20 protein-coding genes are annotated in these 20146 nt (G+C 54.1%); 16 read left to right on the top strand and 4 right to left on the bottom strand.

Features of this window, described 5'->3' with window-relative positions; all coding sequences use genetic code 11:
* Positions 1–132: 132 nt before the first annotated feature.
* Both azuC and ABIE02_RS08035 read left to right on the top strand, forming a co-directional pair.
* Complete coding sequence (gene azuC, locus ABIE02_RS08030; protein WP_098946254.1) at positions 133–216, top strand: stress response protein AzuC; 84 nt, start codon at positions 133–135, stop codon at positions 214–216.
* A 96-nt stretch (positions 217–312) separates the two neighbouring features.
* Positions 313–564: a DUF2766 family protein gene (locus tag ABIE02_RS08035; protein WP_032612018.1), complete on the top strand. Its 252-nt coding sequence runs from the start codon at positions 313–315 to the stop codon at positions 562–564.
* A gap of 80 nt (positions 565–644) precedes the next feature.
* Here the strand turns inward: ABIE02_RS08035 and ABIE02_RS08040 are convergent, their stop codons facing one another.
* A complete protein-coding gene (locus ABIE02_RS08040; protein ID WP_077227034.1) occupies positions 645–1988 on the bottom strand; it encodes an anaerobic C4-dicarboxylate transporter in 1344 nt (447 codons plus the stop codon).
* Between the two features lie 170 nt (positions 1989–2158).
* Positions 2159–2662, bottom strand: a complete 504-nt coding sequence (locus ABIE02_RS08045) for a non-heme ferritin-like protein (RefSeq protein WP_032612117.1) — start codon at positions 2660–2662, stop codon at positions 2159–2161.
* 545 nt (positions 2663–3207) lie between these two features.
* On the opposite strand from ABIE02_RS08045, the gene ABIE02_RS08050 reads away from it, so the two are divergent.
* The 6 genes from ABIE02_RS08050 to otsA all read left to right on the top strand — a co-directional run bounded on the left by ABIE02_RS08050 (position 3208) and on the right by otsA (position 10028).
* Entirely contained in the window at positions 3208–3765 is a 558-nt protein-coding gene (locus ABIE02_RS08050) for a DJ-1 family glyoxalase III (protein WP_336994507.1), read from the top strand.
* Positions 3766–4079: 314 nt separating this feature from the next.
* On the top strand, positions 4080–5069 hold the full coding sequence (gene araF / locus ABIE02_RS08055) for an arabinose ABC transporter substrate-binding protein AraF (RefSeq protein ID WP_032612011.1): 990 nt from the start codon (positions 4080–4082) through the stop codon (positions 5067–5069).
* Between the two features lie 69 nt (positions 5070–5138).
* Positions 5139–6653: an L-arabinose ABC transporter ATP-binding protein AraG gene (araG, locus tag ABIE02_RS08060; RefSeq protein WP_059307625.1), complete on the top strand. Its 1515-nt coding sequence runs from the start codon at positions 5139–5141 to the stop codon at positions 6651–6653.
* Between the two features lie 14 nt (positions 6654–6667).
* A complete protein-coding gene (gene araH, locus ABIE02_RS08065) occupies positions 6668–7648 on the top strand; it encodes an L-arabinose ABC transporter permease AraH (RefSeq protein WP_032612007.1) in 981 nt (326 codons plus the stop codon).
* Between the two features lie 174 nt (positions 7649–7822).
* The gene (gene otsB, locus ABIE02_RS08070) at positions 7823–8629 is read left to right on the top strand and encodes a trehalose-phosphatase (protein WP_032612005.1); all 807 of its coding nucleotides are present in this window, start codon (positions 7823–7825) and stop codon (positions 8627–8629) included.
* Complete coding sequence (gene otsA, locus ABIE02_RS08075) at positions 8604–10028, top strand: alpha,alpha-trehalose-phosphate synthase (protein WP_336994508.1); 1425 nt, start codon at positions 8604–8606, stop codon at positions 10026–10028. The genes otsB and otsA overlap by 26 nt, the downstream gene beginning before the upstream one ends.
* A gap of 20 nt (positions 10029–10048) precedes the next feature.
* Here the strand turns inward: otsA and uspC are convergent, their stop codons facing one another.
* Complete coding sequence (uspC, locus tag ABIE02_RS08080) at positions 10049–10477, bottom strand: universal stress protein UspC (protein ID WP_059307626.1); 429 nt, start codon at positions 10475–10477, stop codon at positions 10049–10051.
* Between the two features lie 788 nt (positions 10478–11265).
* Here uspC and flhD point away from each other — a divergent pair.
* The 6 genes from flhD to cheW all read left to right on the top strand — a co-directional run bounded on the left by flhD (position 11266) and on the right by cheW (position 16685).
* The gene (gene flhD / locus ABIE02_RS08085) at positions 11266–11616 is read left to right on the top strand and encodes a flagellar transcriptional regulator FlhD (protein ID WP_032611998.1); all 351 of its coding nucleotides are present in this window, start codon (positions 11266–11268) and stop codon (positions 11614–11616) included.
* A gap of 2 nt (positions 11617–11618) precedes the next feature.
* Positions 11619–12197 carry a flagellar transcriptional regulator FlhC gene (gene flhC, locus ABIE02_RS08090; protein ID WP_032611996.1) on the top strand — a complete coding sequence of 193 codons (579 nt, stop codon included), beginning with the start codon at positions 11619–11621 and terminating at the stop codon, positions 12195–12197.
* Positions 12198–12320: 123 nt separating this feature from the next.
* Positions 12321–13208 carry a flagellar motor stator protein MotA gene (motA, locus tag ABIE02_RS08095; RefSeq protein ID WP_032611994.1) on the top strand — a complete coding sequence of 296 codons (888 nt, stop codon included), beginning with the start codon at positions 12321–12323 and terminating at the stop codon, positions 13206–13208.
* Positions 13205–14134 carry a flagellar motor protein MotB gene (gene motB / locus ABIE02_RS08100; RefSeq protein WP_032611993.1) on the top strand — a complete coding sequence of 310 codons (930 nt, stop codon included), beginning with the start codon at positions 13205–13207 and terminating at the stop codon, positions 14132–14134. Before motA ends, motB begins: the two co-directional genes overlap by 4 nt.
* 4 nt (positions 14135–14138) lie before the next feature.
* Entirely contained in the window at positions 14139–16160 is a 2022-nt protein-coding gene (cheA, locus tag ABIE02_RS08105; RefSeq protein ID WP_336994509.1) for a chemotaxis protein CheA, read from the top strand.
* Between the two features lie 21 nt (positions 16161–16181).
* Positions 16182–16685, top strand: a complete 504-nt coding sequence (cheW, locus tag ABIE02_RS08110; RefSeq protein WP_032611989.1) for a chemotaxis protein CheW — start codon at positions 16182–16184, stop codon at positions 16683–16685.
* 626 nt (positions 16686–17311) lie between these two features.
* On the opposite strand, the gene ABIE02_RS08115 is transcribed toward cheW, so the two are convergent.
* On the bottom strand, positions 17312–18571 hold the full coding sequence (locus ABIE02_RS08115) for a dicarboxylate/amino acid:cation symporter (protein ID WP_130588609.1): 1260 nt from the start codon (positions 18569–18571) through the stop codon (positions 17312–17314).
* A gap of 443 nt (positions 18572–19014) precedes the next feature.
* Here ABIE02_RS08115 and ABIE02_RS08120 point away from each other — a divergent pair, with 443 nt between their 5' ends.
* Both ABIE02_RS08120 and ABIE02_RS08125 read left to right on the top strand, forming a co-directional pair.
* Positions 19015–19566 (top strand): SCPU domain-containing protein, encoded by a 552-nt coding sequence (locus tag ABIE02_RS08120; RefSeq protein ID WP_390888510.1) that lies wholly within the window; start codon positions 19015–19017, stop codon positions 19564–19566.
* A gap of 84 nt (positions 19567–19650) precedes the next feature.
* Complete coding sequence (locus ABIE02_RS08125; protein WP_200142460.1) at positions 19651–20130, top strand: Csu type fimbrial protein; 480 nt, start codon at positions 19651–19653, stop codon at positions 20128–20130.
* The last annotated feature ends 16 nt before the right edge of the window (positions 20131–20146 follow it).

Consider the following 20146-nt stretch of genomic DNA (forward strand, 5'->3'; position numbering starts at 1 on the left):
TAACAGGAACACTGTTTTATTTTAAATAAACTGCCGTGATGAATATCACAAAATCATTGATTTTTGTGATGGCGGTCATATTATAGGCGCATCAACGATAACACCTGCATAACAAAGAGCCGGAGTAAAACAATGAAATTGCGCAAAATCCTGAAAAGCATGTTCGAATCCTACTGCAAGACCTTCAAGGACGTACCGCCAGGCGCGATGTTCTGATAAAAAAAACCTGCTTCGGCAGGTTTTTTTATGCCTGCAGGCCGCATCAGGGCGGGCGTTTTGCTACTATGGCGGCCTTTAAAACAGGAGAAGCCTATGTCTCAAAACCTGAGTGCCGACCAGGAACTGATCTCTGACGTTGTTGCGTGTCAGCTGGTTATCAAACAAATCCTTGATGTGATTGAAATCCTCGCCCCGGCTGAGGTGCGCGAGAAGATGTCCAGCCAGCTCAAAAATATCGATTTCGCCAGCAATCCCGCCTCAGCCGACCCGGTCACGCTGCGCGCCATCCAGAAAGCCATTGCGCTGATTGAACTGAAGTTCACGCCGCAGGGCGAGTCTCACTAAAATAAACCGACGTTTTGAATTTAGAAATGGTTTTGTGAGAATAATGTGAACGGGCGACCCAGGGTCGCCCGGAATGCAGGTTACATGAAGGTTTGCACCAGCAGATAGCTCACCGCACAGGCACAGCTTACTCCGATAAGACCGGGCATAATAAAGCTGTGGTTGATGATAAACCTGCCAATGCGCGTGGTGCCCGAGCGGTCAAAGCCAATGCAGGCGAGGTCGCTGGGGTAGGTCGGCAGAACAAAATAGCCATACGACGCCGGGAAGAAGGCAATCAGCATCTTCGGATCAACCCCCAGCATTAACCCCATCGGCGCGACCGCCGTCAACGCTGCCGCCTGGCTATTAACCAGTTTCGAGACCAGGAACAGCACGATAGCGTAGGTCCAGGGATGGCTTTTCACCACGCCCTCGAGGGCCATCTTCAGTTCATCCAGATGCGCCTGGAAAAAGGTATCGCTCATCCATGCCACGCCAAACACCGAGAAAATCGCCACCATCCCGGCCTTAAACACCGCGCCGTTTGAGATCGCAGCGGCATTCACTTTGCACACCATTAACATCACGGCCCCGGCGATCAGCATCATCATCTGGATCACCAGGTTCATCGACAGCGCCGTCAGCTTGCCTTTCACCTCAAAGGCCGGACGCAGCTCGGGCAGGGCACCCAGCAGTACCACCACGGCAATCCCGGCGAAGAAGATCCACGTGGACCAGTAGGCCTGCTTCGGGAAACGCTGATTCATTAAGGTGTCGGTGCTGCCATAAATGAATTTCCGCTGCTCAGGATCTTTCAGCCTGGCCTGAAACGCCTCATCGTCGGCCAGATCCTTGCCGCGGCGTAAACTCCAGAGGGCGGCAATGGCTACGCCCGCCAGCGAGGCCGGGACTGAAATCGCGAGGATCTGCAGAATGCCAAACGCCTGACCGACGCCGTGCTGTGCAGCAAGAATTGACACCAGCGAGACGACGGCAACCGACACCGGCGAGGCGGTGATGGCCATCTGCGAAGCAATGGAGGCCACTGCCATCGGGCGCTCGGGGCGGATGCCTTTTTTCAGCGCAATATCGGCAATGATGGGGAACATGGTATAGACCACATGGCCTGTGCCGCACAGAAAGGTCAGCATCCAGGTGGTAAAAGGGGCGAGCAGGGTGATATGTTGCGGATGTCGCCGCAGCAGCCGTTCGGCAAGCTGCATCATCACATTCAGTCCCCCGGCGCTCTGGAGCGTGGCGGCGCAGCCAATGACCGCAAGGATCGTCAGCATGACGTCCACCGGGGGTTTACCGGGCTGGAGCCCAAAGACAAAAGTAAGAATAAACAGGCCGATGCCGCTGATCAGGCCCAGTCCCATCCCTCCGAACCGGGTGCCGATTAACAGGCACACAATAATGACAATAAATTCAACGGTAATCATGCGTATCCCTCGTCTGTGAAAATGAAATTTTCGCAAATCATTACACGGAGTAGGGTTATTGGGTGGGAGCCAGATCGGATTTGTTAAAGATTAATAAAAGCAAGGAGTTGGTTACAAGCCTGTAACAACATTACCCGGCGCAGGCCGGGTAAGTGACGTAAAGCAGAGGATCAGTGGTGCTGAGAGTGAACAATGTTGAGCAGGTGACGATCGGTCTGTTCCAGACCCAAACCGGTGCGATGCGCCTGGCGAATTTCATCGAGAACGGTTTTCAGTAATACCCCATCGTGCTGCTGTTCTTTTTCAATATCGTGCAGGAAGTTGAGCGTGGAGATGTCCTGCATTTTACGCGCTTCATCCGTTAATTGATTCAGCGTCAGGCAGCGTTGTTCATACTCCTCCAGCGAGCGCTGGAAAACCGCTTCCAGGCAGCTACAGTCTTCATCAGTCATCTCCACCGGCTTAAGTACCGGCATGGCGCCAGACGCTTTCAGAAAATCGAAAACGCGCATCATCTGGGTGACGTTGCTCTGTGCCTGGGTGCGCAGAAAGGTCGCGGAACCGGTTAGCTGATGTTCTGAGCACCACTCGCTGAGGTGCAAAGAGAGATTTGACGCCTGGAACTCAAGGTTCATTTGCGTGTTGAGCTTGTTAATCATGTCCGAGATAGCCATATCCATTCCCTTTTCTTCGTTTATGCAACCTAAAAAATAATCATCATTAACGATAGTTCACTACAGAATAAAAGCATTCTGTTTTCCCTGTTTGTGAGCCCATATTCATTGCAGGCATCGGGTAAAAATAATAATAACAGCGAACTCTTTATAAGAAAATCCTTATGAATATATTCTTACTAAAGCTTACTCACCACGAGAAATTAAAAGAAATGAAGCATCTGGCGTGACCGAAGCGAAGGTAAGCAATAGCTAACCCTATGTTATACATGTTTTTGTATAAAATTAAAGCGTTTTGATGAAGGGGAGTATTTCATGTTTTTTAGAGTTGCGATGATATATGCGCATAGCAAGATAATGGAAAATTATTCCTGCCAGATGGAATAAAGATAATTCTTATAATTAATCAATTTTTACACCCGACGAAACTTGCGCCGGATCATTTTTGCGCGAAATAGTGCGATTTGTGATCCCGCAGGGAGTTTGCCGTCCTCCACTCTGTGAAAATGAAACATTGTTTTATCTTTTATCCCATGGAGTTCTTTATGGCAAACGTGGCGGTGCTGTTGGCACCCGGATTTGAAGAGGCAGAAGCGATCATCACTATCGATATCCTGCGCCGTCTCAATATTCATGTCGAAACCCTGGCCTGCGCCGATTCGCGTGCGGTGGTGAGCTACCACAATATCCCGATGGTCGCAGACCATACCCTGAGCGACAAAATCGAGACGTACTACGACGCCGTGGTATTACCGGGCGGCCCGCAGGGCAGCGTCAACCTGGCGGCCAGCGCGGAAGTGCTGCGTTTTGTCGCCGCGCATGACGAAGCGGGCAAGATCATCGCGCCCATCTGTTCTGCCGCTGCGCGCGTGCTGGGCGGGAACGGCTTACTCGAAGGCCGTCGCTACGTCTGTTCGGGCGATCTTTGGCAGCCGATCCAGGATGGCGTGTATGTCGATGCCCCGGTGGTGGAAGATGGCAACCTCATCAGCGGCAAAGGCCTGGGCCATGCCTTCGACTTTGCGCTGACCCTCTCGGCGCGGCTGTTGGGCGATGAGGCACCGGTTCGCGACCACGCCGAACACATCTACTATCCCTGGTAATATGGTCGGGCGCGCCTGTGCCCGGCTCACAAGGATATCTTAGCTGATCTTATGGACTAATCTGCTTTCCCTCTTTCTAATTGTCTGACAAATCCCGCTCTATTTATGTCATTTTTCGCTGAATGTATGTACGCAATTACTGTAATTCTGCGGTGTGATGGCGCTCTCTTATGGATGATTAATTTCCCGCTAAAACTATCTCAAGCAAATGCGCTTTAAACACGGTTGGCGCTAATGCCTTGTTTTAAGTCCGATTAAACAGAATTGAGATGTTGTTTCCCCTACAAATTAGAACGCTAAAGCTGGAGTTAACCATGCACAAATTTACTAAAGCGCTGGCGGCCATCGGTCTGGCTGCCGTTATGTCACAATCCGCTATGGCTGAGAACTTAAAGCTCGGTTTTCTGGTGAAACAGCCGGAAGAGCCGTGGTTCCAGACGGAGTGGAAATTCGCTGACAAAGCCGGGAAAGATTTGGGCTTCGAAGTGATCAAAATTGCCGTACCGGACGGTGAAAAAACGCTTAACGCTATCGACAGCCTGGCGGCCAGCGGTGCGAAAGGGTTTGTTATCTGTACGCCCGATCCGAAGCTCGGCTCCGCCATCGTGGCCAAAGCGCGTGGTTATGACATGAAAGTCATCGCGGTAGACGATCAGTTCGTTAACGCCAAAGGCAAGCCAATGGATACCGTGCCGCTGGTGATGATGGCCGCGACCAAAATCGGTGAGCGCCAGGGTCAGGAGCTGTACAAAGAGATGCAAAAACGCGGCTGGGATGTAAAAGATACCGCCGTGATGGCCATCACTGCTGATGAGCTCGATACCGCGCGCCGTCGTACCTCCGGCTCGATGGATGCCCTGAAAGCGGCCGGCTTCCCGGAAAAACAGATCTACAAAGTGCCAACCAAATCTAACGACATCCCAGGTGCCTTCGATGCGGCCAACTCCATGCTGGTTCAGCACTCTGAAGTGAAACACTGGCTGGTGGTCGGGATGAACGACAACACCGTGCTCGGCGGCGTGCGCGCCACCGAAGGCCAGGGCTTTAAAGCGGCAGACGTGATCGGTATCGGCATCAACGGCGTGGACGCGGTGAGCGAACTCTCTAAAGCACAGGCGACCGGCTTCTACGGCTCCCTGCTGCCAAGCCCGGACGTACACGGCTACAAATCCAGCGAAATGCTCTACAACTGGGTGACCAAAGGCGAAGAGCCAGCGAAATTCACTGAAGTGACCGACGTGGTGCTGATCACCCGCGACAACTTCAAAGCTGAGCTGGAGAAAAAAGGACTGGGCGGTAAGTAATTTACTGTGATTGCGCCCCCCGGCAGTCGCGGGGGGCCAGACGTTCACTACTCGATCCTCGGAGACGTTATGCAACAGTCTGAACCGTATCTCTCATTTCGCGGCATCGGCAAAACCTTTCCCGGTGTCAACGCGCTGACCGACATCAGCTTTGACTGCTACCCGGGTCAGGTTCATGCCCTGATGGGGGAGAACGGCGCCGGAAAATCCACGCTGCTGAAGATCCTCAGCGGTAACTATGCCCCCACGACGGGCACCCTGGCGCTACAGGGCCGGGAAGTCGCGTTTGCCGACACCACCGCCGCGCTGAACGCGGGCGTCGCCATCATCTACCAGGAGCTGCATCTGGTCCCGGAGATGACGGTGGCGGAAAACATCTATCTTGGGCAGCTTCCGCATAAGGGCGGCTTTGTGAACCGTTCGCTGCTCAACTATGAAGCCGGTCTGCAGCTGAAACATCTCGGGTTGGATATTGACCCGCAGACCCCGCTGAAATACCTCTCCATCGGCCAGTGGCAGATGGTAGAGATTGCCAAAGCCCTGGCGCGTAATGCCAAAGTCATTGCCTTTGATGAACCGACCAGCTCGCTGTCGGCGCGCGAAATCGAAAACCTGTTCCGGGTGATCCGCGAGCTGCGTAAAGAGGGGCGCATCATTCTGTATGTGTCACACCGTATGGAAGAGATCTTCGCCCTCAGCGATGCCATTACCGTATTCAAAGATGGCCGTTATGTTCGCACCTTCACCGATATGCAGCAGGTCAACCACGACCAGCTGGTGCAGGCGATGGTAGGCCGCGAGCTGGGCGATATTTACCACTGGGAACCGCGTCAGTACGGTGGCGAGCTGCTGCGTCTGGAAGAGGTGAAAGCCCCTGGCGTACGCACGCCCATCAGCCTTACCGTGCGCAGCGGTGAAATCGTCGGCCTGTTCGGGCTGGTGGGGGCAGGGCGCAGCGAGCTGATGAAAGGGCTGTTTGGCGGCACCCGCATTACCGGCGGCCAGGTATTTATCGACGGGCAACCGGTCGATATTCAAAAACCGGCGCACGCCATTCGCGCGGGGATGATGCTCTGCCCGGAAGACCGTAAAGCCGAAGGGATCATCCCGGTGCACTCGGTGCGGGACAACATCAATATCTCGGCGCGGCGCAAGACCATCCGTGCGGGGTGTCTGATTAACGATACGTGGGAGGTCGACAATGCCGATCACCACATTCGTTCGCTCAACATCAAAACGCCGGGCGCTGAGCAGCTGATCATGAACCTCTCCGGCGGGAACCAGCAGAAGGCAATTCTGGGTCGCTGGCTGTCGGAAGAGATGAAGGTGATCCTGCTGGATGAACCGACCCGCGGTATCGACGTGGGGGCGAAGCACGAAATTTATAACGTGATTTACGCACTGGCAAAACGTGGCGTGGCGGTGCTCTTCGCCTCCAGCGATCTGCCGGAAGTGCTGGGTGTGGCCGACCGCATCGTGGTGATGCGTGAAGGAGCCATTGCCGGTGAATTGCTTCATGAACAGGCGAATGAACAACAGGCGTTAAGCCTCGCCATGCCTAAAGTCAGCCAGGCTGTCGCCTGAGCAAGGAGAATAAGATGTCCTCTGTCACTACAACCAGAGCGCCGAAAACGGCCTTCAGCTTTGGGCGGATCTGGGATCAATACGGCATGCTGGTGGTCTTCGCCGTACTGTTCCTCGGCTGCGCCATCTTTGTACCTAACTTTGCCACCTTCATTAATATGAAGGGGCTGGGCCTGGCTATCTCGATGTCCGGGATGGTCGCCTGCGGGATGCTGTTCTGTCTGGCGTCCGGCGACTTCGACCTGTCGGTGGCCTCGGTCATCGCCTGTGCCGGGGTCACCACGGCGGTGGTCATTAATATGACCGAAAGCCTGTGGATTGGCGTGGCGGCCGGGTTGCTGCTCGGTGTGCTGAGCGGGCTGGTCAACGGCTTCGTGATTGCGCGGCTGAAAATCAACGCCCTGATCACCACCCTCGCCACCATGCAGATTGTACGCGGGCTGGCCTATATCATCTCTGACGGTAAAGCGGTAGGGATTGAAGACGAGCGCTTCTTCACCCTCGGCTATGCCAACTGGCTCGGTCTGCCAGCACCTATCTGGCTGACGGTGGGCTGTCTGATTATTTTTGGCTTCCTGCTGAACAGAACCACCTTTGGCCGTAACACGCTGGCGATTGGCGGTAATGAAGAGGCCGCGCGTCTGGCGGGTGTGCCGGTGGTACGCACCAAAATCATTATCTTCGTGCTCTCTGGCCTGGTGTCGGCGGCGGCGGGGATTATTCTGGCCTCGCGTATGACCAGCGGCCAGCCGATGACCTCCATCGGTTATGAGCTGATTGTTATCTCTGCCTGCGTTTTGGGTGGGGTATCGCTGAAAGGCGGCATCGGAAAAATCTCATATGTGGTGGCAGGTATCCTGATCCTGGGCACGGTTGAGAACGCGATGAACCTGCTGAACATCTCCCCGTTCTCGCAGTATGTGGTACGTGGCCTGATCCTGCTTGCAGCGGTGATCTTCGACCGTTACAAACAAAAAGCGAAGCGTACTGTTTAACGTTTTTCCTGCCTTCCGCGACTTAACTTTTAAGTGTAGTCGCGACCTTCACCCCCTTTCCAGCCGCAGCGGGAAGGGGGATGTCAAATGGCGAGCGCCGTCACACTGTCTATACTTACATGGCTACTGAGATGTTAACAGTTTTTCATCTCGCCAACTGTAAGGAGGATCAGGGTGGCCGATACGTTAACTTCACCGCCATTACTTGCTGAAAACTATGCGTACTTTTTTGACCTCGACGGGACACTGGCAACCATCAAGCCGCATCCTGATGAGGTAGAGGTTCCCGCAGAGGTGTTACAGGCGCTGAAGAAGCTTGCAGATATGAATCAGGGAGCACTGGCATTGATTTCAGGGCGTTCAATGGCCGAGCTGGATCAGCTCGCCGAACCCTACCGTTTCCCGCTTGCCGGTGTACACGGAGCGGAGCGCCGCGACATCCATGGTCATTCGCAATCCGTTTCCCTTCCCCCGGATCTGGTCCAGACGCTGCATGCGCAGTTGACGACGGCGCTTTTATGGCTGCCTGGCACCGAACTTGAAGCCAAAGGTATGGCCTTTGCGATCCACTATCGTCGGGCGCCCGAGTATCAGCAGGAAGTACTTAACCTGGCGGAGCAGATAGTGCGTGACAATCCGCAACTGTCGCTGCAGCCGGGTAAATGTGTCGTTGAAATTAAGCCGAGGGGCATCCACAAGGGCGAAGCTATCTCCGCCTTTATGCATGAAGCGCCTTTCCTCGGCAGAACGCCGGTGTTCTTTGGCGATGACCTGACCGATGAGCATGGCTTTGAAGTGGTTAATCAGCTTAAAGGAGTATCAGTGAAAGTCGGAGCGGGTGAGACCAAAGCCAGCTGGCGGCTGGCAACGGTATCCGACGTCTGGCAATGGGTAATAAAAGCCGCTAATCATCAACAAGAAAAAGAAATAGCGCAAATTAACAGGAGAAAACCTTATGGGTCGCTTGATCGTAGTTTCTAACCGCATCGCTCCCCCGGACGACAAAAAAGCCAGCGCAGGTGGCCTGGCTGTAGGGGTGCTGGGGGCGTTAAAAAATACGGGTGGACTCTGGTTTGGCTGGAGTGGAGAGATTGGGAACGAGGATAAACCGCTAAAAAAGGTGACACGCGGGAACATCACCTGGGCCTCGTTTAATCTCAGTGAACAGGATTATGATGAGTATTACTGCCAGTTCTCCAATGCCGTACTCTGGCCAGCCTTCCACTATCGCCTCGACCTGGTGAAGTTTAAGCGTGAGGCCTGGGAAGGGTACTCGCGGGTCAACAGCCTGCTGGCCGACAAACTGCAGCCGTTAGTGCAGGAGGACGATGTCGTATGGATCCACGATTACCACCTGCTGCCGTTTGCCAGCGAGCTACGCAAACGCGGCGTCAACAACCGCATCGGTTTCTTCCTGCATATCCCGTTCCCGACGCCTGAAATTTTCAATGCGCTGCCGCCAGGGGACGAGCTGCTTGAAGATCTCTGCGATTATGATCTGCTGGGCTTCCAGACCGAAAACGACCGTCTGGCCTTCCTTGAAAGCGTGGCCAGCAAAACGCGGCTGACGGCCCATGACGATGACTCTCACTCTGCATGGGGCAAGCGCTTCCGCACCGAGGTCTATCCGATTGGTATTGAGCCGGAAGAGATTGCCGGACAGGCATCCGGGCCGCTGCCGCCTAAGCTTGCGCAGCTTAAAGAAGAGCTGAAGAACGTTAAAAACATCTTTTCCGTAGAGCGTCTCGATTATTCAAAAGGGTTGCCGGAACGCTTCCTGGCGTACGAGACCCTGCTGGAAAAATATCCCGAGCACCACGGTAAGATACGCTATACGCAGATCGCGCCAACCTCACGTGGTGAGGTGCAGGCCTATCAGGATATTCGTCACCAGCTGGAAACCGAAGCCGGGCGCATTAATGGCCGTTACGGTCAGTTGGGCTGGACGCCGCTGTTCTACCTCAACCAGCACTTTGAACGCAAAATCCTGATGAAAGTGTTCCGTTATGCGGATGTCGGGCTGGTCACGCCGCTGCGTGACGGCATGAACCTGGTGGCGAAAGAGTACGTTGCCGCACAGGATCCGGCTGACCCTGGCGTGCTGGTGCTGTCGCAGTTTGCCGGTGCCGCTAATGAGCTGACCTCTGCGCTGATCGTCAATCCATACGATCGGGATGACGTGGCTAACGCCTTGCACCGGGCGCTGAATATGCCGCTCACGGAGCGTATCTCACGCCATGCGGATATGATGAAAGTCATCCGCGAGAACGATATCGACCACTGGCAGGCGCGCTTTATTAAAGACCTGAACCATATCACGCCTCGCAGTGTGGAGAGCAACCTGCAAAAAAAGGTCGCAACTTTCCCTAAACTTGCCTGAATATAATTTCACTCAGCGCATTACGCTGCGCTGAGTGAAATTAACAGCACATCTACTTTACTGTTGCTAACAATTGTTTTAGCGGAACAGGCTGTCCGAGAGAAAAAACTGTGGTTATGGTTTCCGCAAATCACCAGATCCACATTCTGTTTGTGACATATATCAAGTATCCTCGCGCTTAATTCGCCGGACGCGCAAAGTGTTTGTGCGATGGGATATTCTGCCCGAGCGATAAGTTCATCCAGAAATTGTTGGGTTTCCTCCTGAATCACATCACGAATATCTTCCAGCATTGGCGCAGCCAGTTGATTGTACATTTCAGGGTCAGCAGACAGCGTGACGAGAGTAATGCGTGCTTGGGTCGGTCGGGCGATGGCAACCGCTTTGGCGACCAGTTGATGGCTTTCGGGAGAAACAGAAACAGAAACAAGGATATGGGAGTAACTCATGGTACCCTCCGAACGTATCTGTACATTAGCTTTTCCTCAGCATTAGCGCGATTTTTTAGCACGCGCAAGGGGGGAAGATGACATTCATGTGATGCTTATCATAATTATTCATTAAATATTCTTATGTAATGAATCGCGCTAAACCCGCATAAGGTGAGTGAAAGCGCTATCTTAACGGAAATCATACAAATATATCCCCCTCAAAAACAAGGGTTTTTACCCCTTCGCAACAATTACCCCGCCGAAAACGTAAGAAAATACTTACGTATTGGCCTTGATAATATTCTTTGTTTTTCAATGATTTATTTGGGTGTTTCTATCTTAGATATGTTGAGTGTTTTTGAAATTTGTAACTTGTCAACCCCCGGCAAGTAACGTGCCGGGTTAGTTCATACTTGTGCATGATTATTCGGCAATACAGAATATATCTGAGTGTTATTTGTTCATTAAATGGACAATTTAGAAGTGATACTGATGGATTTTTGGTTCAAATTCACCTAAATTATGTGGCCTGGATCACATTTATTTTAAATTTCAGGCGAGGCCACATTGTATGTCCTACAGCGGACGGGTAGAGTTGCACCGAATTAGGAAAAATCTTAGTTAATTGTAAAAAGTGATAACTGTCAGGAAGCAATTATTGTTTTTCATTACGTGATTCTTCAATACAGAACTTAATTCAACTATGCGTTTAAGCCTTTTCTTCTTTTTTTTACCGGGGTTTTCCCGGCGACATCACGGGGTGCGGTCTACCGCACAAGAATATAGTGTTATTCGGGAAGGGATAAATGAACACATCCGAATTGCTAAAACACATTTATGACATCAACCTGTCATATTTATTGCTTGCACAACGTTTGATTAGCCAGGACAAAGCCTCTGCGATGTTTCGTCTGGGTATTCATGAAGAGATGGCGACAACACTTGGCGCGTTAACGCTGCCGCAGATGGTTAAGCTGGCTGAAACTAACCAGTTAGTCTGTCAGTTCCGTTTCGATAATCACCAGACCGTGACCCAACTGACGCAGGAATCCCGCGTGGACGATCTGCAGCAGGTTCACACCGGTATTTTGCTTTCCACCCGTTTGCTTAACGACATCAGTCAGCCTGATGACGCAGCCCGTAAGAAAAGAGCCTGACAATGAGTGAGAAGAGCATTGTTCAGGAAGCGCGTGACATTCAACTGGCCATGGAACTGATTACGCTTGGTGCTCGTTTGCAGATGCTTGAAAGCGAGACACAGCTGAGCCGTGGTCGTCTTATCAAACTGTATAAAGAATTACGCGGTAGCCCGCCGCCAAAAGGCATGCTGCCGTTTTCCACTGACTGGTTTATGACGTGGGAGCAGAATATTCATGCTTCCATGTTCTGTAATGCCTGGCAGTACCTGCTCAAAACCGGCTTATGCAGCGGTGTTGATGCAGTGATTAAAGCGTACAAACTTTATCTCGAGCAGTGCCCGCAGCCTGAAGAGGGACCTTTGCTGGCATTGACCCGGGCATGGACGCTGGTGCGTTTTGTTGAGAGCGGATTGCTTGAGTTGTCCCGTTGCAACTCCTGCGGCGGTAACTTTATCACCCACGCTCATCAGCCGGCCGGCAGCTTTGCCTGCAGTTTGTGCCAACCACCATCTCGCGCGGTAAAAAGACGTAAACTTTCCCGGGATGTTGCCGATAGTAATCCACAACTGCTGGATGAACAGATCGAACAGGCTGTTTAACCCGAACGTACGGGCAAGACTCCAGCAGCGGTAAGCAATTACCGCTGCTTTTTTTTGCCCCGCGGTCAGGTAAACCCTCGACCTGTGTCTCCTGGCTAAAGTCACTAGCGGAAGGATGATGTCGTGCTTATCGTATTAGGTTACCTGGTAGTTCTCGGTACAGTTTTCGGCGGTTACATGATGACCGGCGGGCACCTTGGGGCACTCTATCAACCGGCCGAGCTGGTTATAATCGGCGGTGCAGGGGTGGGTGCATTTATCGTTGGCAACAACGGCAAGGCGATCAAGGGAACGTTAAAAGCGTTGCCGTTACTGTTCCGTCGTTCGAAATACACCAAAAGTATGTATATGGACCTGCTGGCGCTGCTCTATCGCCTGATGGCCAAGTCGCGTCAACAGGGGATGTTCTCCCTGGAACGCGATATTGAAAATCCGAAAGAGAGCGAGATCTTCGCCAGCTATCCGCGGATCCTTGCGGATTCGATGATGCTCGAATTTATCGTCGACTATCTGCGTCTGATCATCAGCGGCAACATGAACACCTTCGAAATCGAAGCGCTGATGGACGAAGAGATCGAAACTCACGAAAACGAAGCGGAAGTCCCGGCGAACAGCCTGGCGATGGTCGGGGACTCCTTGCCCGCTTTCGGTATCGTGGCGGCGGTGATGGGGGTAGTACACGCGCTGGCCTCTGCGGATCGTCCGGCGGCTGAGCTGGGGGCGCTGATTGCCCACGCCATGGTGGGGACCTTCCTCGGGATCCTGCTGGCGTATGGTTTTATCTCTCCGCTGGCGACCGTTTTACGTCAGAAGAGTGCTGAAACCACCAAAATGATGCAGTGCGTCAAAATCACGCTGCTCTCCAACCTGAACGGTTATGCCCCGCCAATCGCGGTAGAGTTTGGCCGTAAGACCCTGTACTCCAGCGAGCGTCCGTCGTTTATCGAACTCGAAGAGCACGTGCGCGCGGTGAAGAACCCAAACCAGCAGACGAGCACTGAGGACGCATGAAAAATCAGGCCCATCCCATCGTCATAGTCAAAAAGCGCAAGCACAAAGGCCACGGGGGTCATCATGGTGGCTCCTGGAAAATTGCCTATGCGGACTTTATGACCGCGATGATGGCATTCTTCCTGGTGATGTGGCTGATCTCTATCTCCAGCCCGAAAGAGCTGATTCAGATAGCTGAATATTTCCGTACTCCGCTGGCGACCGCCGTTTCGACCGGGCCGCGAATCTCCAACAGCGACAGCCCGATCCCGGGCGGTGGAGATGATTACACCCAGAAGCAGGGTGAAGTGAAGCGCGAGCCGAACATTGACGAGCTCAAAAAGCGCATGGAACAGGCGCGCCTGAAGAAACTGCGCGGCGATCTGGATCAGCTGATCGAAGCGGATCCGAAGCTGCGCGCCCTGCGTCCACACCTGAAGATCGATCTTGTTCAGGAGGGTCTGCGCATTCAGATTATCGACAGCCAGAACCGTCCTATGTTTAAAACCGGCAGCGCCGACGTGGAACCCTATATGCGCGATATTCTGCGCGGGATTGCCCCGGTGCTGAACGGGATCCCCAACCGAATCAGTCTTTCCGGTCACACCGATGACTTCCCTTACGCCGGTGGCGAAAAAGGGTACAGCAACTGGGAGCTTTCTGCGGATCGTGCTAACGCATCCCGTCGTGAGCTGGTGATCGGTGGGCTGGACGATGGCAAGGTGCTGCGGGTGGTGGGCATGGCTGCAACCATGCGAATGACCGACCGCGGACCGGATGATGCCATCAACCGTCGTATTAGTCTTTTAGTGCTCAACAAGCAGGCGGAGCAGGCCATCCTGCACGAAAACGCCGAAAGCCAGAATGAGTCACTGGATGATTTAAAACAGCCAGGCCCTGTGCCGTCGGCTGCCGTTCCAACATCGCCACCAGCCAATCCGAGGTGATAGCGTGAGCATGGATATTAGCGATTTTTACCAGACGTTTTTTGATGAAGCCGACGAACTGTTGGCGGATATGGAGCAACACCTGCTGGACCTGGTGCCTGAGGCACCGGATTCAGAGCAGCTCAACGCCATATTTCGTGCTGCCCACTCCATAAAAGGGGGCGCCGGTACGTTTGGCTTTACCATTCTGCAGGAGACCACCCATCTGATGGAGAACCTGCTGGATGAGGCCCGACGCGGTGAGATGCAGCTCAATACCGACATTATTAACCTGTTTTTGGAAACGAAAGATATTATGCAGGAACAGCTCGATGCCTATAAAAGCTCGCAAGAGCCGGATGCAGCCAGCTTCGAATATATCTGCCAGGCTTTGCGTCAGCTCGCGCTGGAAGCCAAAGGTGAAACGGCAGCCGTTGCCGTCAGCCCGGCGAAACTGAGCGTCGTGGACGCCGCTCCGGCGGCGGCACCGGCCGCTGACGACCGCGTGCGCGTGGTGCTGTCTGGCCTGAAAGAGAGCGAAGTGAATCTGCTGGAAGAGGAGCTGAGCAATCTTGCCACGCTGAGCAACGTCGTGAAAGGTCAGGGCACACTGGCAGCTACCCTCGACGGCGGCATCAGCAAAGATGACGTGGTCGCCGTACTCTGTTTCGTGATTGAACCTGAACAGATCGACTTTGAAGCGGTTACGGATGCGCCGGCTGCTGAAGTGGCGGAAGTCGTTGAAGCCGCGCCTGCCGTACCCGCAGTGGCACCTGCTGCGCCAGCGCTGAAGGCGGTGCCGGGCGAAAAGGCCGCGCCAAACCGCGCCGAGCGCGAAAAACCGGCCGCCCGCTCCAGTGAATCAACCAGTATCCGTGTGGCCGTTGAGAAGGTAGATCAGCTGATTAACCTGGTCGGCGAACTGGTGATCACCCAGTCGATGCTTGCCCAGCGTTCTAACGAACTGGATCCGGTAAACCACGGGGATCTGATCACCAGCATGGGCCAGTTGCAGCGAAACGCCCGTGACCTGCAGGAATCGGTAATGTCCATCCGTATGATGCCGATGGAGTACGTTTTCAGCCGCTTCCCGCGCCTGGTGCGCGACCTGGCGGGCAAGCTCAATAAGCAGATTGAACTGACGCTGATGGGCAGCTCCACCGAGCTGGATAAGAGCCTGATTGAACGCATTATCGACCCTTTAACGCACCTGGTACGTAACAGCCTCGACCACGGGATCGAGCTGCCGGAAAACCGCGTGGCCGCTGGGAAATCCCCGGTCGGGAACCTGATCCTGTCTGCGGAACACCAGGGCGGGAACATCTGTATCGAAGTGACCGACGATGGCGCAGGCCTGAACCGTGAGCGCATCCTGGCGAAAGCCATCTCCCAGGGGATGGCGGTCAACGAAAACATGACCGACGAAGAAGTGGGCATGCTGATCTTTGCGCCGGGCTTCTCCACTGCCGAGCAGGTGACGGACGTCTCCGGGCGTGGCGTGGGCATGGACGTGGTAAAACGTAACATCCAGGAGATGGGCGGCCACGTTGAGATCAAGTCGAAGCAGGGTTCCGGTACCACTATCCGTATCCTGCTGCCGCTGACGCTGGCGATCCTCGACGGTATGTCGGTCAAAGTGGCGGACGAAGTGTTTATCCTGCCGCTGAACGCGGTCATGGAATCACTCCAGCCGCGTGAAGAAGATTTGCATCCGCTGGCGGGCGGTGAGCGCGTACTGGAAGTGCGCGGTGAATACCTGCCGATGGTGGAGCTGTGGAAAGTGTTCGACGTGGACGGCGCTAAAACCGAAGCCACGCAAGGGATTGTGGTGATCCTGCAAAGCGCAGGCCGCCGCTATGCCCTGTTGGTCGATCAACTGATTGGTCAGCATCAGGTGGTAGTGAAGAACCTTGAGAGTAACTACCGTAAAATACCTGGCATTTCAGCCGCCACCATCCTGGGTGATGGTAGCGTGGCGCTGATCGTCGATGTTTCGGCGCTTCAGGGATTAAATCGTGAACAACGTATGGCGCACACAGCCGCCTGATTCAGTTAAGAAGGTAAAAAAATGACCGGTATGAGTAATGTAACCAAGCTGGCCGGCGAGCCATCAGGGCAGGAATTCCTGGTTTTCACTTTAGGTGACGAAGAATACGGTATCGATATTCTGAAAGTGCAGGAAATCCGTGGCTATGATCAGGTGACCCGCATCGCCAACACGCCAGATTTCATCAAAGGCGTGACCAACCTGCGTGGCGTGATCGTGCCTATCGTTGACCTGCGCGTGAAGTTCAGCCAGGGCGATGTTGAGTATGATGACAACACCGTGGTGATCGTGCTCAATCTGGGCCAGCGCGTGGTGGGGATCGTGGTTGATGGGGTGTCTGATGTGCTCTCCCTGACCGCCGAGCAGATCCGCCCGGCACCGGAATTTGCTGTCACCTTGTCCACCGAATACCTGACCGGTCTGGGTGCGCTCGGTGACCGTATGCTGATTCTGGTGAACATCGAGAAGCTGCTGAACAGCGACGAGATGGCGCTGCTGGATGTGGCGGCAAGTCACGTAGCGTAATGAGGCTGGCCGCCAGGCTAATCTTTTAATACATATGGCTGTAGTGGAATTGTTCCGTTCACTACAGCTTTTTTGCTTTATGAAAGCCCCGCTGCGGTGAACGTGTTAAGGGGGCTACCGCCGCCCCCTTAACAATCCCGGCTCCCGGCAAAGAAAATCGCCGCTTCGCGATGCCTTCGGCTTATTCCCTTCGGCTATCGGGTCGGGCGTGATCCTACATCCCTGTAGGTCACGCCCTCTCGGCGCATCCCTGCGCCTCGCCCCGGCCTGCGGTCAACGCCTCAGCGATTTTCAGCCGGACTTTCGCTCACTCAACCTTCTCTGCGGTTTGAATGTGGCACAGCGGTTGAGTCCCCGCTGAAACCGGCGAACCGGAGACCGGATGACAAAGGCTGGACGCCAGGGATGGCGGCCAGAGGCGAATCGAGACAGGATGTCGAGTTGAGCCGACCGCAGGCAGCCGGTCGGGAGGTGAGCGTAGTGCGAAGCACCGATTTCGTCGCGGGGCCGCGGGGATTGATAAGGGGGCCGCGGTGGCCCCCTTATCACGTTCACAGGTTCCATTCATTTCATATTCTGCTGGACATAAAGTGAACGGAACAATTCCACAACATCTCAATAAGAAATCAGCCTTCCTGGCTAGCCAGCCCCACCTCATCCTCCAGCAGCCCCTCATTCTGCGCCAGCATCGCTGTCGCCACGCCATTCCCCAGCACGTTAATCGCGGAACGCCCCATATCCAGGAAGTGATCGATCCCCATCAGCAGCAAAATCCCCGCCACCGGAATATGGAAACTCGGGATGGTGGCGGCCAGCACCACCAGCGCCGAGCGCGGCACCCCGGCAATGCCTTTCGAGGCCAGCATCAGGGTTAACATCAACACCGTAATTTCCGAAAACGACAGCTGAATATTGTACGCCTGGGCGATAAACATCGAGGCAAACGAGCAGTAGACCATCGACCCCACGAGGTTAAACGAATACCCAATCGGCAGCACAAAGGAGACGATATTGCGCGAACAGCCGAAGCGGGTCAGCTGCTCCAGCGTTTTCGGGTAAGCCGCTTCGGAGCTGCTGGTGGTAAAGGCCACCAGCACCGGATCTTTCAGCATGCTCACCAGGCGGAAGATGTCGTTTTTCAGCACCATATAACCCACCGCCACCAGCACCAGACAGGTGAGGACGATCGCCAGATAGTAGCCACCAATAAACGAGGCATAGTTGAGCAAAATCCCCAGCCCCTCAGTGGCGATCACCGAGGAGATCGCGGCGTAGATCGCCAGCGGTGCAACGTACATTACGTAACCGGTGACTTTCAGCATAATGTGGGAAACCACGTCCAGCGCCGCAACCAGCGGGGCGTTAAATTTCTCCCCCAGCGATGCGCCGCCAATGCCAAAGAACATCGAGAACACCACGATCTGCAGGATCTCGTTATTGGCCATCGCCCCGGCAATGCTGGTAGGGATGGTATGGGAAAGAAAGCCTTTCAACGACATCCCGCCGGTCGCCAGTCCGGTCTCCACCGTGCCGGCCGGAACGGCCAGATTCAGGCCACTGCCCGGGTGGAGCAAGGTCACGATAAACAGTCCGACCAGGATGGAGAGTACCGACGAGCTGATAAACCAGACCATTGCTTTACCGCCCACACGGCCAATGGTCGCGGTCTCGCCCAGCCGCATGATCCCCACCGTCAGAGTGCTGAACACCAGCGGCGCAATGACCATCTTAATCAGGCGTAAGAAGATATCGGTCAGGAGAGTGATGTTGTCTGACCAGGCTGCTATCACGTCAGATGACGCATATTCATGAATGACTGCCCCGGACAGAATGCCCGCCAGCATAAAGACCACGATAAAAATCGTGAGTCGGTTTGCGCTTGCCACCAAAGTACCTCATTAACTGAAAGGGGAAATTAATCAGCTGATCTGTCTCATTTTTTATTATTCAGCGGATGAATGATTCATTACCTAAATTGAAGTAAATAAGCGTGCTTTTCAATATTTTTTTAATATTTATTAAATTAGTTAATAAATGACCGACGATATATTGCGATGCAGATCACATTTTAAGCAATATATCCTCCCGCTATGCTTACGCCATAGCGGATGTCATTTCTTATCCTTATGTTTTAATTCGTAAAAATGTGTCAATAATGCAAAGGTATGGGGCAGCGGGTGAAAAGTGGTTGAGAACGAAACCTTAAACTAAATTTCACAATAACCACCCGGACAACAGCATGAAGGGTGCTAACAGACTGAGTGTTATCAAAAAATGATAACCTTACGTGACATTTTCTGGAGGGTGGAAAATGAACAAAAAAATCCTGATGCTGTTTACCGGTAGCGTTTTTGCAATGGCAGCCAGCAACAGTCAGGCCGTCACCAGCAGTGGCACCATTGGCGCGACGCTGACACTGACCAACGGTTGCCTGATTAACGGCTCGCCGACGCAGGATGGCATTAACTTCGGTACGCTCGATTTCGGTACCCATCCGGCGACCTTCTCCACGCTGACCACCCAGCTTACCGGGGCCAGCGGCGGCAACACCTTCACGATTCAATGCACCACCGCCAGCTACACCGTGGCGATCACCGGCAATACCAACTCCACGGCCCCCGGCACGGTAGTGGGTACACCGGGTACGCCTGCGCGCTATCTGGTGAACACCGCCAATACCAGCCAGGGCGTCGCCTACAGCCTGTTCAGCGACGGCGGGTTCAACAACATCATCGCCAATAACGCCCCACTGCCGGTGACCTCCACCGCCGGGGGAGTTGACAGCTATACGCTGTACGGCCGCATCACCGGCGGGGGCAATAGCGTCACCGTGGTGCCCGGCACTTACACCGACACTATCAACGTCAGCGTCACCTACTAGCGTCAGCACGTTTAGATAAGCGTGGAAAAACAAAGGCTCCGACATACGGGAGAGGGCAAACTGCGCGCTTTTTTTGTCCTGAGCATGCTGCTGCTTGTGGCAGGAAACGGCGAGGCGGTGACGACGCAATCCTTTCAGGTGAGCGCCACGATCACCCCCGGCTGCTCCGTGGCCACAGGCAGCGGTGGCCTTCTGGGCACCCTTAACTTTGGCACCCATAGCGGGGTGGAACGGGGATCGGTGAACACCAGCTTTGTGCCGAACGGTTCACTCTCCATCGCCTGTACGCCTGGCGTGGCGTTAAGCATGAGTATCGACGGCGGTCAGCACTACACCTCGGTGCGCAATATGCAGCGGTCCGGGGGGATCAGTCTGGTGCCGTACCGCCTGTACAGCAGCAGCTCTCTGGCGGCCAACAGTGAGATCGGTGTTAACCAGGCGGTGTCTGTGGCCTACACCAACAGCAATAACATTGCGCTACCGCTCTTTGGTGTGGCGCTTCTGACCGGGTTCAGCCCGGCCGGAAATTATTCCGATCAACTCACCGTGACCCTGTCGTGGTGATAAAGGGAGAAGGACG

This window comes from Leclercia sp. 1548, from assembly GCF_050435045.1.
In the GTDB taxonomy this organism is placed as follows: Bacteria; Pseudomonadota; Gammaproteobacteria; order Enterobacterales; family Enterobacteriaceae; genus Enterobacter; species Enterobacter adecarboxylatus.